Origin of the sequence: Bartonella senegalensis OS02 (assembly GCF_000312545.1) — a bacterium.
Lineage (GTDB): Bacteria > Pseudomonadota > Alphaproteobacteria > Rhizobiales > Rhizobiaceae > Bartonella > Bartonella senegalensis.
In genome coordinates, this window is sequence record NZ_HE997540.1 from 194,084 (window position 1) to 208,060 (window position 13,977).

The following is a 13,977-nucleotide window of genomic DNA, read 5'->3' on the forward strand; positions in this document are numbered from 1 at the left end:
GGTTGTTCTGCTGTTGATAATAGAACCTAATTGTTTAATAATTTGAGCCTTTAAAAGGCTCAAATTATTGCTTTTAAGTTGTAAAATTTTAAAAGTTAATTTTCAACAAACATTATGAGGGAAAGTCTATGTCATATACAGCTGAAATGATTATTCGCTTGCGTGAAGAAAAAAAAGAGATGCGTAATCGTGATTTTGCGGTCTCTATTGGTATATCTGAGGCAGAGCTTATTGCAGCTTATTGTACAATTGGAAAAGCAAAAAGACTAGAAATCGATATTCCCGTTCTCCTCAAAAATGCTCCTCAACTTGGAACAGTTCTGGTATTGACACGGAATGAATGTGCTGTTCATGAAATCACAGGATGTTTTGAAAAAATTGTTCAAAACCAACATGTGCCTCTTACGCTTGGTGAAATTGACTTACGTATTTTTTCTAAACAATGGAAATTTGGTTTTGAGTATGAAGCGATCGTTCTTGGAAAACCAACAAAAAGTCTCCAATTCTTTGATCAAAATGGAGCTGCTATTTTAAAACTCTATTCTAAAGACACGACAGATATGGCAGAATGGAGTGCGCTTGTTGACAAGTTGATTCATGAAAACCAATCACCCGTTCTTGATATCTTTCCCATGCCAATTCCGAATGAGCGCGATACAGTAGAGTTCAATGTTGAGGAATTTCGCGATCGTTGGCGTAAAATGACCGATGTACACCAACTTCATGGAATTATTTCTGAACTAAAGATTAATCGACATGATGCTGTAAAACACATCGGAAATGAATTTGCTTATGAATTAAAGAGAGAAGCTCTTGAAATTATGCTCAATCAGGTCGCGCAACAAGAAGTACCTATTATGTGCTTTGTTGGCAACAAGGGATGTATCCAAATTTTTAGTGGACAAATAAAAAACATTAAACAAGTAGGACCTTGGCTTAATGTTCTTGATCAGAAATTTCATCTTCATTTACTTATCTCTGGGATCAGTAATGTATGGTGTGTTCGCAAACCTACCAGTGATGGTCTTGTCACTTCACTTGAAGTCTTTGATAAAAATGATGAGATGGTTGTTCAATTCTTTGGCATGCGAAAAGAAAGGCAAAAAGAACGTGAAGATTGGCGTTCTGTATTAAATAGTTTGCCCCAAAGCCATAAAATAGCGGTCGCTTAGGAAGGTAACTTTGCACATGTTTACACTTCTTTTGTTCAAAAAACCAAAGTTTTTTCTTATTTGTGTACTGTTCTCTTTTCCCTTTTTTTCTAAACACGTGATTGCTGAACCTACAACGCGTTTTCCTGAAAATGCAAAGATTGTCTCTATTGGTGGTTCTCTTACAGAAATTGTCTATGCACTAGGAGCTCAAGATCAACTTGTTGCCCGTGATAGTACGAGTGTCTACCCGCAAGAAGCACTCAAGCTTCCTGTCCTTGGATATATGCGCGCTCTCTCACCTGAGGGTGTTTTATCACTTGCTCCGGAAGGTATATTACTGGTTGAGGGAAGTGGTCCTGCTTCAACTATTGATATTCTTAAAAAAGCATCAATCCCTCTTGTTATAATACCGGAAAATTATTCTCGTGAAAGTGTTGTAGAAAAGATTCGCCTTGTGGGCAAAGCTCTTCACCGGGAAATGCAGGCAGCTGCGCTGATTGAAAAAATAAACCGTGATTTCATAGATAATGATGCTCTTTTAGCAAAAGTAACAGAACCAAAGCGGGTCCTCTTTGTTTTATCTGTGCAAAATGGTCGTGTTATGGCATCTGGAACAGGGACAGCTGCCGATGGTATGATAAAACTTTCCGGCGGTATCAATGCTATCACTGATTATAAGGGATATAAACTTCTCAATAGCGAAGCGTTGTTAAAAGCAAATCCTGATGTTATTTTACTTATCAAGCATGGTACAAAGTCCATTAGCATTGATAAGGTTTTAGCTATACCAGCAGTTCAAGCAACAACTGCAGCAAAAAATCATGCCATTAAACAGATGGATGCCATGTATCTTTTGGGATTTGGTCCACGCACTGCAGACGCATCAAAAGAACTTATTCATATGCTCTATGGTGTAGATCATAATGGTAAGAGCTGATATCATGGTAGATACTCCATCCATCGTGCAGCCATCTGATACAAAAGAGAAAACTGTAAGCCGTGCAAACTTGGCAAAAATTTTGCTCTTAAGTTTAATAGTGTTCCTTATCTTCAGCATTTTGGGAGGACTTTTATATGGAGCATCAAAAGCTTCTTTGATTGATCTCTTTCATGTGATGCTCACACAAGATTTTTCCACGAGTAGTAAAACTCGTGATTATCTCATACTTATAGACATAAGGCTGCCCCGTATTATCTTAGGGGTATTGGTGGGAGCAGCTCTCGCTGTCTCTGGTGTTCTTATGCAGGGTCTTTTCCGTAACCCTCTTGCAGATCCTGGAATTATAGGAGTATCAGCAGGCGCCGGTCTTGGAGCTGTTTTAGCAATTGTTATCGGTATTTCCTTTCCTTCTTCATTGATGCCTTTTTTAGAACCTTACAAAGTTATCATAGGTGCATTTTTTGGTGGGCTATTATCAACTATTGTTCTCTACGCAATAGCAACGCGTCATAGTTGTACCTCTATTGCAACAATGCTTCTCGCAGGCATTGCTCTTGGTGCTTTAAGCAGTGCTGTTGTTGGAACATTAATTTTTATCGCAAATGATCAACAACTACGTGACATTACTTTTTGGAATCTTGGCTCTCTCGCAGGTGCAACATGGTTGAAAGTTTGGCTTGTTTTTCCTTTTATCTGTGTCGGGCTTCTTTTTTCTCCTTTTTTATCACGAGCCCTTAATGCTCTTGCTCTTGGAGAAGCTGTTGCTGGCCACATTGGTTTCCATATTCAACGCGTTAAAAATATTGCTATTTTCCTTGTTGCACTTATGTGTGGTAGCGCAGTCGCTATTAGTGGCGGAATTGGTTTTATCGGTATTATTGTTCCCCATATTTTGCGTCAACTTATTGGTCCTGATCATCGCTATCTTATTCCCTGCTCTGCCCTCTTAGGAGCAGCGTTACTTATTTTTGCCGATACCTTTGCACGCTTAATTGTTGCCCCAGCAGAATTGCCAATCGGAATTGTTACAGCGCTTTTTGGTGCACCTTTTTTCCTTTGGATCCTTATATGTAAACGAGGAACAAATTTTTCATGATTGAAGCAGTCGATATCTGCGTTCAACGCGGAAGAAAACAGATTCTCAAACACGTTGATCTTCAAGCAGAAAATGGTGCCCTCACCGTCATTATCGGTCCTAATGGATCTGGGAAAAGTACTTTTGTCAAAGCATTGAGCGGAGAAATTCCTTACAATGGAAAAATAACCCTAAATAGTTATGATGTTAGCCAAACAAAAACTTATGAAATGGCAAAAATGCGTGCTGTTTTACCACAATCAACAACGTTAGCATTTCCATTCTTAGTCCATGAAGTCGTAGAACTTGGTCTCTCCGTCAACCAATTTACCCTTGCAAAAAAACAATTTCAAAATCTTCCTCAAAAAGCTTTAGAACGCGTTGGATTGTCTAACTACGGTAACCGACACTATCACCAATTATCAGGGGGGGAACAAGCTAGAGTACAACTTGCCCGTGTCCTTTGCCAAATCTGGGAACCTATTTATAATGAAGTCCCTCGTTGGATGATATTAGATGAGCCTATTGCTAGCCTTGATATTCAACATCAGCTTGTTGTTATGGATATTGCCAGAGATTTTGCCCATCGTGGTGGTGGTGTTCTTGCTATTCTTCACGATCTCAATCTCGCCGCACACTATGCAGATAAAATGATATTGCTAAAACAGGGAAGAGTTTATTGTCAAGGAAGTGCCTCTGCCGTTTTGACAACACAAAATCTGCGTGATGTTTATTCTTGTTCCTTAAACGTTTCTGAATTGCCTCAAGCAGAGATTCCCTTTATTTTGCCACAAACAGCGTCTCCCCTATAAAATAGCGCATTTTTTTGGAAAAATGTTTGATTAAATCGAAAAATAAAACTGTATGACAAATTGAAATAGGCAAATATGTTAAGAAGCCATTTTGTTTTCAATAAACTACTCCCCATTCATAGTTTGATTTATCAAACTGTCGCTTTTTATATTGAAGGAAAGCAACCTATCGAATAATGATAATTGCCGGTTCATGATAAAGTGCGCATTTGGGAAATTATGCATATTTTATAATGTAAAAGTTAAAGACTCAACTAGCAAATGCCCTGCAAATTTATGATAATACATCTTTAGACCAGTTAAATCGTATATATGATAATTTTGCTATTTATGATGATATTCCTTTATAATGAAGTGGTTCCTGAATTTGAAAATGACGTATATTTCTCAATAAATGCCCTAACACAGAGTCCCCTCTTTTCCTAAAATATTTTACTCAGACTTTTATCTTCTTATAAAAGCAATTTTCATTAACAAATGAAACAATGGCATTTGGGAGTTATATACTTTGTCAAATAAGAATTGTTAGGACTTTTCTGCTGGAGAAAGCAGAGAATCAGAGTGCTTTTTAGAGTTCAACAGTAAATTCAGTCAATGATAATAATGGTGTGTTTGGTAAATAATATTTGAGTTATAAAAATACCCTAATGAGAAATCATGCTAAAATTTCTAGCTTTGTAATAGGTTTGAGATAAAGCCTATAATCTAAGCGAAACTAATACAGCATATGAATAAAAAAATACACTCTCATACAGTTCCTTTTGTGATAGACTCTCTGTGGTTTTTATTATTTTTTTGTACGATCACACTCACAAAGAAAAAGTAACTTCCGACTGCTTTTTAGTCGGTTTTCCCTCACCGTGAGGCCTTTAAAATTATCAATCTAAAAATTACTAAAAATCTTTTTTAGCATTCTCAAATATCTTCATGAAGAACGTATGAAGCATTTATGACTTTCATAGGGAATAACGCGGATTTTCTCCGCGTTCATAATATCATAGATCATCAATAAAATCTGATCATCCGAAAATCTCACGATTTTATGGCATAAACAACCGTTGTATTCACAGGCCGTGTTTCTGCCTCACCCGTTGAAGAAAGACTGATATCGTGTGTGTGCGCGCCAGCTGATTGTGTGATCCCTGTACTGGATTGACGGTAATAAAATGGATTTCTTCTGCCAATATCACCGGAATCCCATCCAACTCCATAATACTGAAATTTGTGTGTATGCTCACCTGCCTTTTCAATCGTGCCAATATGTGTATGGGATCTCATACTATCGTGCTGCTGATCTGCAAACTGTCTATCTGCATCCAAGCCGCGACCAGCATCAAAACCACGTAAAAACATGCCCCTAAAATCAGGAACTTTAAAGGTTGTATCACTGTCTTTTCCCCATTTGTCACCTATGGCCTTGAATAATTGTGGATAGTCTTTGCGCTCATAAGCTGTACCATCACATAAAAGCCAACCGCTTGGCACTTCTTGCATAGCAAAGGTCGCAATAAATCCTGAAGGAAAAATTTCTATCTTTGGTGGTGGAAGAGGTGTAGGATTTAAGAGATACCAACCATCATACTCTTCCTTTGAAACATCCCTACTATACACTATTTCATAAATAGCGTTCGTTTGTAGCTCACCGCCTTCTAATGGTATAATACCAGCACTGGTTGCTTTATAGAGTTGCTTCTCTCCTATGTTATTAACAGTTATTGTTGTCGTACCAACATTCACACCGCGAGCTTTAAAACGTATAATGATATCATTCCTGTATTTTTCTATAGGTGAAACCGTTGTTAGTGTGATTGATGTTGTTTTATCTTCTGCATTTACCATAAATGTTGAGTCAATAGAGCCACCATTATCTGCAAGATATTCACGCACACGCTGCATCATCGCCCGCGCACTATCATTGACAGAACTCGGCGGCTGACCTTCTGCCCAATTAATGATACTATCTGAATGTGCATTTTCATCAGCTTTTAGCGACCAATCATAAATATTAGACATTATAATTCCCCCATTATTTTTAATAATTATTCTAGCAATCTATCTTCTATGCACCAGAGTGCATCCTTTTTACTATTGGTTAATACATCAGTTACTGTTGTATCACTCTTGCTTACTGACTTGCTGTTTTTTCATTCCTTCCGATTAAAAACACAACATTTTATTTTCATAAAAATCAGTATCAATGCCTCCACTTGTAATATCCTCACCTCATCTGAGTTGCTCATCTACTATTGCTTTGCCGTTCTTTCGCCTTTTGCAAAGCTTACAAATATTGTTTATAGAAATCCCCTGTGTTGGACTTAATATAGCTAGAGCATTGGAATGTAATTCTCTGTAAGAGGGAACTGCGAGCGTCTTTAGAATCTTGAGAAGACCTTCTGCACTTACGAGCGCTTTCAAGACTGTAAAATCATCGTATCAAGAGTATTTTGTCCCATCTGTGGCTTTTCTATAACCTCTCTATTGTGAACAAATAACTTCTCTCTTGATATGCATTTGCAAAATAGAATTCGTTTTGTTTTATGCTCACTTAAAACAGGCTATAATTTCCGTTAACTATTGTCTGTATCAAATAAGCTCAAAAACTTTACTCTGGATTTTTTGTGCAACCCGCCGCGTTTTATCTGGACAAAGATGCCTTTCGAAACATAACTTGTTTTATTCACTTGGCTCTCAAAATGCTTTTACCGCATCACCAGCAATACCCTTCTCGAGCGCCTTTTTCTAGTGTAACGTACCACAGAGAATGCGTTCAATACGATAAAATCGGCATATTCTTGCTTAATATGGAGATGATATATCTTTAAAAAAAAGACATCTTCTTCCTCACTCTGAAGGATGCTCATCTTTTACGTGAATTGGAAAATGCGCACTTACGCCTACATCCCCTGTAAAACGCGCATTATTGCTCTTTGAAAACTCATCCGCCATAACCGTCTACTGCCCTGACACCTTCAGTACGATTACCTCCCTAATAATATTTTATTCTATATAGTTTTTTTTTGCAAGAGCAATAAATCCTTCTGAACAGCATCTTGCAATGGTTGGTATTCTCTTCCTCATGCAAAACAAGAAGTAAATGTTCACCAAATTGTTTTGATAATCAATTTTGTATTCATTAAACCAACATAGCCAAATACGCCATATCATCGAACTTGCAATATTGAGATCACGATCTGAATAAAGACTCTGCAACTATTTTAAGATTTATCTATAATCTCCAAACTGATAATAATCCTTTTAAAAGGAATTGCTTTCAAACGCATGTTTCCTCTCTTCTACAGCCTAGTAAAATAGTTCTGAAATCGACGAGCAAAAAAGAGCCCCCGCTATCCCTTCCATACTATACACTGATAACCTTTTAAAGTAATCCTCGTCCAAAAAATCTTGTCTTTCAGCTCCTCTTACAGCAAACAGCACGAACCACCACCTTGCTTATAAAAATTGGATAAGAAAGCGTAAGCCTCTATTCTAAAGTGTATGATAACGTAAGGGAAGAATCAGGACACAGATCTCAAAAATGATTGACAATATATGTGTATAAATTCAGGTTTAAAAGCATCATAATTTAAAATACTTTTTGCTCAATAAAATAGTATGATATTTTCTTTAAACAAAGATGTTGATCGTTGAAAACTCGCTGGGATCATTAAAAATGGGCTATAAAAGAGTAACATCTAGTGAAGACTTAATAGCAGAAGCAGCCAGAAACCCTTCGTGTTATCAGTAAAGTTTTGATTTTAATTTTTTGTTATAACTTTAAGTGTTGTAGCGAAATCTTTCATAGTACTTGCTTTCATTTCTAACAAACATGTAAAAATCGTTAAAAATATATCTTTGTGATTGACAATGTAGATATTTAAGCAAACCATACACAGGCTAATAAAAATGCTTTAAGTGGGGGATCATGCAAATATTTATGAGAGATATTGCATTAATTTCTTCAATAAAGTTTCTTGATGTTTATTTGAGGTGTCGTGGCATAAAAGTGGTATTCTATACAGCTCTTCATTCAAGCGTACATGATTGATCATTTGAATATACCCTTCCTAACACCGCAGCCTGTTTTTAAACTCTATGTTTATAAGGAAAAAGTTTATGCAGAAAAAAATCCCATCAATCAGTTGCAGCCCCTTTCCAGCCTCATGCAAAATTTATCAACAAAGCCCTTTCTTTTCTGATGTGCGTGTCCCATTACGTGAGATTTCATTAACCAATGGTAGCAGTGAAAAACCTTTAAATATTTACGATACTTCCGGTCCATATACTGATAAAGATATGATCATTGATATTACAAAAGGCTTACCAGCAATTGGCTCAGCTTGGCTTTCTAAACGCGCTGATACCGAACCTTATCCCGCACGCTCCATTAAACCTGAAGATAACGGATTAGCTTATGAAGAAACCTCTATACCAGCCTTTGAACAAAAGCGCTCTATTTTGCGAGCAAAAAAAGGTAAAGCAATTACACAAATGGCATATGCACGTGCAGGCATTATTACCGAAGAAATGGAATATGTAGCTATACGAGAAAATGAAGGATTCTCAATAAAAGATCAGCAAAAAGTGCGATCAAAACAGACATTTCATGGATCAATGCCAGAGGTTTATACTGCAGAATTTGTTCGTAATGAAATTGCTTGCGGGCGCGCCATTATTCCTCATAACATTAATCATCCAGAATGCGAACCAATGATTATCGGACGCAATTTTCGTGTTAAAATCAACGCCAATATTGGCAATTCAGCAGTTACTTCATCTATGGCAGAAGAAGTTGATAAAATGGTTTGGGCTATTCGTTGGGGAGCAGATACAGTTATGGATCTCTCAACAGGGAAGAATATTCACAATATTCGTGAGTGGATTATTCGAAATTCACCGGTTCCGATTGGAACTGTTCCTCTTTATCAAGCACTCGAAAAAGTACAAGGTATTGCTGAAAATTTAACATGGGACATTTTCCGTGATACTCTTATCGAACAAGCAGAACAAGGTGTTGATTATTTTACTATTCATGCTGGCTTAAGATTACCATTTATTCCCCTGACCATTGATCGTGTAACAGGTATTGTCTCACGGGGCGGTTCAATTATGGCGAAATGGTGCCTTCATCATCATAAAGAAAGTTTTCTCTATGAACATTTTGATGAAATTTGTGATATTGCACGCACCTATGATATCTCTCTTTCCTTAGGAGATGGACTGCGTCCTGGTTCTCTTGCAGATGCTAATGATGAAGCTCAATTTGCCGAACTTAAAACTTTAGGAGAATTGACAAAAGTTGCTTGGAAAAAAAATGTACAAGTTATGATTGAAGGTCCTGGGCATGTACCAATGCATAAAATTAAAGAAAATATGGAGCAACAATTCAATCTTTGTCATGAAGCACCTTTTTATACTTTGGGGCCCCTTACTACTGACATCGCTCCTGGTTACGATCATATTACATCAGCAATTGGTGCCGCTATGATTGGGTGGTTTGGAACAGCTATGCTCTGTTATGTAACGCCTAAAGAACACTTAGGACTTCCCGATAAAAATGATGTAAAAACTGGTGTGATCACTTATAAAATTGCTGCCCATGTTGCTGATCTTGCAAAAGGTTTGCCTAGAGCACAATTGCGCGATAATGCCCTTTCACGTGCACGATTTGACTTTAGATGGCATGATCAATTTAACCTTTCTCTTGATCCAGAAACAGCCTGCACCCTTCATGATGAAACAATGCCTAAAGAAGCACATAAATTGGTGCATTTTTGTTCCATGTGTGGACCTAAATTCTGTTCTATGCGTATTTCCCATGATATTCGTGAGACAGTCGCAATAAGAAAAAGAAAAGATGAAGGCATGCTTGCCATGGCAGAGAAATATCAAAAAAAAGGTGACCTTTATATAAATACTCTTCCTGATCAAAAAAAGAGAGTAAAGAATTGAAGAATATTCTTATCAAAGGTGCAGGTGTAGGGGGATTAACAGTTGCCTTTATGTTACAACAAAAAGGTCTTTCTGTGACTGTATCGGCGCCTCCTCATTCTCCTATAGGAACGGCAAGTTGGTATGCGGGCGGAATGCTAGCACCTTACTGTGAAAGAGAAAATGCTGAACAAATTGTTGAAGAGCTTGGTATACAAGCCATAGAATGGTGGCATAAAATACTTCCCAATCTCGTTATACGAAAAGGAACTTTAGTTGTCGCACCTACACGAGATAAGGTAGAACTTGAACGATTTTCAGCGCGTACACATCATCATAAAACTATCAATGGTGAAGAAATAGCGCGTCTTGAACCAGATCTTGCGGAACGTTTTAACCATGCACTCTTTTATGAAGATGAAGCACACATTGATCCGCGTAAAGCACTTATCACTTTAAAAGAAGATCTTATAAAAAATGGAGCCTGTTTTGTTGAAATAGAAACATCTGAAAAAAAATTTGATCTTGTTATTGATGCAACTGGAATAGCGCGTTTAGGAAAAGACAAAAATATACGGGGTGTACGTGGCGAAATGCTTCTCATACGCAGTACAGATATTAAAATTTCTCGTCCAATTCGCCTCCTTCATCCACGGTTTCCTCTCTATATTGTTCCTCGGCAAGATAATATTTTTATGATTGGTGCAACAATGATTGAAAGTGACTTTGATGGTGCCATCTCGGTAAGATCAATGATGGAATTACTCAATGCGGCTTATACCTTGCATCCCGCTTTTGCCGAAGCAGAAATTCTTGAATCCGGCGTTGGTATACGACCATGTTATCCTGATAACTTCCCTTCCGTGTACAAATATGGTAACCATATTTCTATTAATGGATTTTATAGACATGGTTTTCTTTTATCTCCCGAAATGGCAAAACGAGCAATGAAGTTGGCATTGGAGTAAAGCATGCAAATATTTGTCAATGGTCAAACAATCCAAACAGAAGTCATCACTCTCAATCTGTTACTTGAAGAATTGGGTTATGAAGGAAATTGGCTCGCAACCGCTGTTAATACGGAAGTTGTTCCTATCAATGCACGAAGCCAATGTCTCTTACATGAAGGAGATAAAATTGAAATTTTAAGCCCAATGCAAGGAGGCTAAGCTATGCTGAATCTTTACGGACGTAAATTCTCTTCTCGTCTTATGTTAGGTACAGCGCAATATCCTTCACCAGCAATTCTTCGTGATGCTATTCATAAAGCGAATACAGAAATTGTGACAGTTTCGTTACGCCGAGAAACCGCCGGTGGAAAACAAGGTGGACAATTTTGGCAATTTCTTAAAGAACTGGATATAACAGTACTCCCCAATACCGCTGGTTGTTATACTGTTAAAGAAGCTGTTACAACCGCAAAACTTGCACGAGATCTCTTTAAAACACCTTGGATTAAACTCGAAATTATCGGTAATCCTGATACCTTACAGCCAAATGTTTTTTCCTTAATCGAAGCAGCACAAATTTTAAACAGTGAAGGTTTCGAAATTTTTGCCTATACAACAGATGACCTCATTGTTGCTGAAAAACTCTTGGATGTTGGATGCCAAGTCATCATGCCTTGGTGTGCTCCTATTGGATCTGCAAAAGGCCCCCATAATACTGATGGATTGCGTTCTATCCGTGCTTACCTTCCTGATGTTACTCTTGTTATTGATGCTGGAATTGGACGTCCATCCCATGCTGCCATTGCCATGGAACTTGGTTATGATGCAGTGCTTCTTAACACCGCAGTTGCTAAAGCAGCTGATCCTGTCTTAATGGCTGAAGCATTTTCTAAGGCTATTCAAGCAGGACGTATGGGATATAAAGCAGGCTTTCTCGAAGCACGCAATGTAGCCGTTCCTTCAACGCCAATTATTGGAAAAGCAGTCTTTTCATGAAACTCGACCCATTTTATCTCATCGTTGATCATGCGGATTGGGTTGAACGCTTGGTTCCTCTTGGCATCAAGCTCATACAATTGCGTATGAAAAATGAAAATCTTAAAACAATCCGTGAACATATTAAGCGCGCAAAAAACATATGCGGTAAATGGGGAGCACAACTCATTATTAATGATCATTGGACAATAGCAATTGATGAAAAATGCAATTTTATTCATCTTGGACAAGAAGACTTAAGCAATGCTGACCTTCGCGCAATTCGTAAAAATGGTATAAGATTTGGTCTTAGCACACATGATAAACGAGAACTGGATATAGCACTTTCTGTTAATCCCGACTATATTGCACTGGGACCTATTTATCCGACAATCTTAAAAGAAATGAAATGGATGCCCCAAGGACTAGAAAAAATTAAACAATGGAGAAAGCAGATTGGTGCTTTACCTTTTGTTGGCATTGGTGGCTTAACACCAGAACGTGCACTTGATGTTTTGAAAGCAGGAGCCAATAGTGCTGCTGTTGTAACGGATATTCTCCTCCATAAAAAACCTGAACAGCGTGTGAGGCAGTGGATCAAGGTGACACAAGCATGGCGTTGATGCCTTCTATTCTCATTGTGGCAGGCACCGATCCAACGGGGGGAGCGGGTATTGCACGTGACATCGAAACCTCAGCACATTTTCAAGTAAAAACAAATTTAGCAATCACTTGCATTAATGTACAAGATGATAACCACGTCGCTGAAATTGTTCCAATGAACGAAAAACTCATCATCTCGCAAATGCGCACAGCCCTAAAAGCTAATCCTATAAGCGCAATAAAAATCGGCATGACAGGAACAAAAGCAATTATCGCAGCTATCTGTCATGTCCTAGAAGACTATCCTCATATTCCGGTGATTTTTGATCCTGTACTTTTTGCCTCCTCAGGAGGGAAATTAACAACGGAACCAATCATAGAAATTATGATCAATAAAATTCTCCCTCACGTTGATCTTTTAACACCCAATAGGGAAGAGCTCGCCCTTCTCAGCCAAACCCCATTGGCATCTTGTCATAAGCAAGCAATACAACAAGCAAAAAAACTTCTGTCATTTGGTCCACGCTCCATCTTGATAAAAGGTGGACATGCAGATGGCCCCCTTGCAACGGATAGCTTGATTGATAAAACTGAAATCATCAATATTTCTACCCCGCGCTTAACGGGAACAATGCGTGGAACAGGTTGTATCCTCTCCAGCGCTATTGCGGCACAGTTGGCATTAAATGAATCTATGACGCAAGCTATAAAAAATGCAAAAGAATATATTTATAAATTATTGTTAAATAACAATCAAAAAGATGATTAAATTAATATTATGTTGCAATCTTATTAAAGATTCTTAATAATTTTTACAGCTTGTACGCTATCTTTTCTTTAAAAGATTTAAAATAAATCTATAATTATAGTAGAGAATTATTTTATAAAAGATTCTCACTTTATATCAGTTGTTTGATAAAAAATTTTTATTATAAGATACTTCATTATAGCTTAACGAGGAAGATCACATATTTTAAATGCGTACAACTGTTAGTCACTCTATTGTAAAGTTTTTGTTTTCTATCAAGAAAAAGGCTATCATTTTTTCATGCATAAAAATTACGCACAAACACATCATAAAGCTTGAAGGATAATTTTATCTGCTCTATTCATAGTAGAGAAATTATCAGAAAAAATAAAATGTTCAATCACACTCCGTGCTCAATCACATATGAAGAACTTTTAAGCTTTTATAAAGAAAGCGGTGTAGATGCTGCCTTAACAGATTTACCTATTGATCGCTTTAGTCAAGCTGCTTGCTTAGAAAAGAAATCAACACAAATAGTGAAGATTTCTCATAATCAACAGAGATCACCAACCACAAAGTTAGACAATCATCCGCCCTCTAACCCTACGACCATACAAGGTGAATCTTCTGCTATAGAGACTGCAAAAAATGCGAATACACTTGATGAATTAAAGTCTGCTCTCCTCGCGTTTAACGGCTGCTCTTTAAAACTGACAGCAAAAAATACCTGTTTTTCAGATGGAACAGCGGGAAGCCCTCTCATGCTCATAGGAGAAGCACCAGGACGAGAAG

The 13,977-nt window shown here is 37.6% G+C and carries 11 protein-coding genes and 1 pseudogene; 11 read left to right on the plus strand and 1 reads right to left on the minus strand.

The window, feature by feature from the left end:
• Positions 1 to 128: 128 nt before the first annotated feature.
• Genes BN200_RS00835 through BN200_RS00850 form a run of 4 tightly spaced genes read left to right on the plus strand, consistent with a single transcriptional unit; the run spans position 129 to position 3,981 of the window.
• Positions 129 to 1,172: a hemin-degrading factor gene (locus BN200_RS00835; protein WP_019220506.1), complete on the plus strand. Its 1,044-nt coding sequence runs from the start codon at positions 129 to 131 to the stop codon at positions 1,170 to 1,172.
• Between the two features lie 16 nt (positions 1,173 to 1,188).
• On the plus strand, positions 1,189 to 2,091 hold the full coding sequence (locus tag BN200_RS00840) for a heme/hemin ABC transporter substrate-binding protein (RefSeq protein WP_019220507.1): 903 nt from the start codon (positions 1,189 to 1,191) through the stop codon (positions 2,089 to 2,091).
• A gap of 4 nt (positions 2,092 to 2,095) precedes the next feature.
• Positions 2,096 to 3,190, plus strand: a complete 1,095-nt coding sequence (locus BN200_RS00845) for a FecCD family ABC transporter permease (protein WP_034988817.1) — start codon at positions 2,096 to 2,098, stop codon at positions 3,188 to 3,190.
• Positions 3,187 to 3,981 carry a heme ABC transporter ATP-binding protein gene (locus BN200_RS00850; RefSeq protein WP_019220509.1) on the plus strand — a complete coding sequence of 265 codons (795 nt, stop codon included), beginning with the start codon at positions 3,187 to 3,189 and terminating at the stop codon, positions 3,979 to 3,981. The genes BN200_RS00845 and BN200_RS00850 overlap by 4 nt, the downstream gene beginning before the upstream one ends.
• Before the next feature lie 1,032 nt (positions 3,982 to 5,013).
• On the opposite strand, the gene BN200_RS00855 is transcribed toward BN200_RS00850, so the two are convergent.
• Entirely contained in the window at positions 5,014 to 5,994 is a 981-nt protein-coding gene (locus BN200_RS00855; RefSeq protein WP_019220510.1) for a phage tail protein, read from the minus strand.
• A 2,100-nt stretch (positions 5,995 to 8,094) separates the two neighbouring features.
• Between BN200_RS00855 and thiC the strand changes: the two genes are divergently transcribed.
• The 7 genes and pseudogenes from thiC to BN200_RS00890 form a co-directional block, all read left to right on the plus strand.
• Positions 8,095 to 9,930, plus strand: coding sequence for a phosphomethylpyrimidine synthase ThiC (gene thiC / locus BN200_RS00860; protein ID WP_019220512.1), 1,836 nt, complete (start codon positions 8,095 to 8,097; stop codon positions 9,928 to 9,930).
• On the plus strand, positions 9,927 to 10,877 hold the full coding sequence (thiO, locus tag BN200_RS00865; RefSeq protein WP_019220513.1) for a glycine oxidase ThiO: 951 nt from the start codon (positions 9,927 to 9,929) through the stop codon (positions 10,875 to 10,877). Before thiC ends, thiO begins: the two co-directional genes overlap by 4 nt.
• A gap of 3 nt (positions 10,878 to 10,880) precedes the next feature.
• Positions 10,881 to 11,078, plus strand: a complete 198-nt coding sequence (gene thiS, locus BN200_RS00870; RefSeq protein WP_019220514.1) for a sulfur carrier protein ThiS — start codon at positions 10,881 to 10,883, stop codon at positions 11,076 to 11,078.
• A gap of 3 nt (positions 11,079 to 11,081) precedes the next feature.
• Entirely contained in the window at positions 11,082 to 11,855 is a 774-nt protein-coding gene (locus BN200_RS00875; protein WP_019220515.1) for a thiazole synthase, read from the plus strand.
• On the plus strand, positions 11,852 to 12,457 hold the full coding sequence (locus BN200_RS00880; RefSeq protein ID WP_019220516.1) for a thiamine phosphate synthase: 606 nt from the start codon (positions 11,852 to 11,854) through the stop codon (positions 12,455 to 12,457). The genes BN200_RS00875 and BN200_RS00880 overlap by 4 nt, the downstream gene beginning before the upstream one ends.
• Complete coding sequence (locus BN200_RS00885) at positions 12,448 to 13,206, plus strand: hydroxymethylpyrimidine/phosphomethylpyrimidine kinase (RefSeq protein WP_019220517.1); 759 nt, start codon at positions 12,448 to 12,450, stop codon at positions 13,204 to 13,206. The genes BN200_RS00880 and BN200_RS00885 overlap by 10 nt, the downstream gene beginning before the upstream one ends.
• Positions 13,207 to 13,577: 371 nt before the next feature.
• Positions 13,578 to 13,977 (plus strand): annotated as a pseudogene (locus BN200_RS00890) (uracil-DNA glycosylase); the annotation flags it as partial.

Coding starts and splice junctions, on each gene's coding strand:
- BN200_RS00835 (WP_019220506.1), top strand. CDS start 129: ATGTCATATACAGCTGAAATGATTATTCGCTTGCGTGAAGAAAAAAAA.
- BN200_RS00840 (WP_019220507.1), top strand. CDS start 1,189: ATGTTTACACTTCTTTTGTTCAAAAAACCAAAGTTTTTTCTTATTTGT.
- BN200_RS00845 (WP_034988817.1), top strand. CDS start 2,096: ATGGTAGATACTCCATCCATCGTGCAGCCATCTGATACAAAAGAGAAA.
- BN200_RS00850 (WP_019220509.1), top strand. CDS start 3,187: ATGATTGAAGCAGTCGATATCTGCGTTCAACGCGGAAGAAAACAGATT.
- BN200_RS00855 (WP_019220510.1), bottom strand. CDS start 5,994: ATGTCTAATATTTATGATTGGTCGCTAAAAGCTGATGAAAATGCACAT.
- thiC (WP_019220512.1), top strand. CDS start 8,095: ATGCAGAAAAAAATCCCATCAATCAGTTGCAGCCCCTTTCCAGCCTCA.
- thiS (WP_019220514.1), top strand. CDS start 10,881: ATGCAAATATTTGTCAATGGTCAAACAATCCAAACAGAAGTCATCACT.
- BN200_RS00875 (WP_019220515.1), top strand. CDS start 11,082: ATGCTGAATCTTTACGGACGTAAATTCTCTTCTCGTCTTATGTTAGGT.
- BN200_RS00880 (WP_019220516.1), top strand. CDS start 11,852: ATGAAACTCGACCCATTTTATCTCATCGTTGATCATGCGGATTGGGTT.
- BN200_RS00885 (WP_019220517.1), top strand. CDS start 12,448: ATGGCGTTGATGCCTTCTATTCTCATTGTGGCAGGCACCGATCCAACG.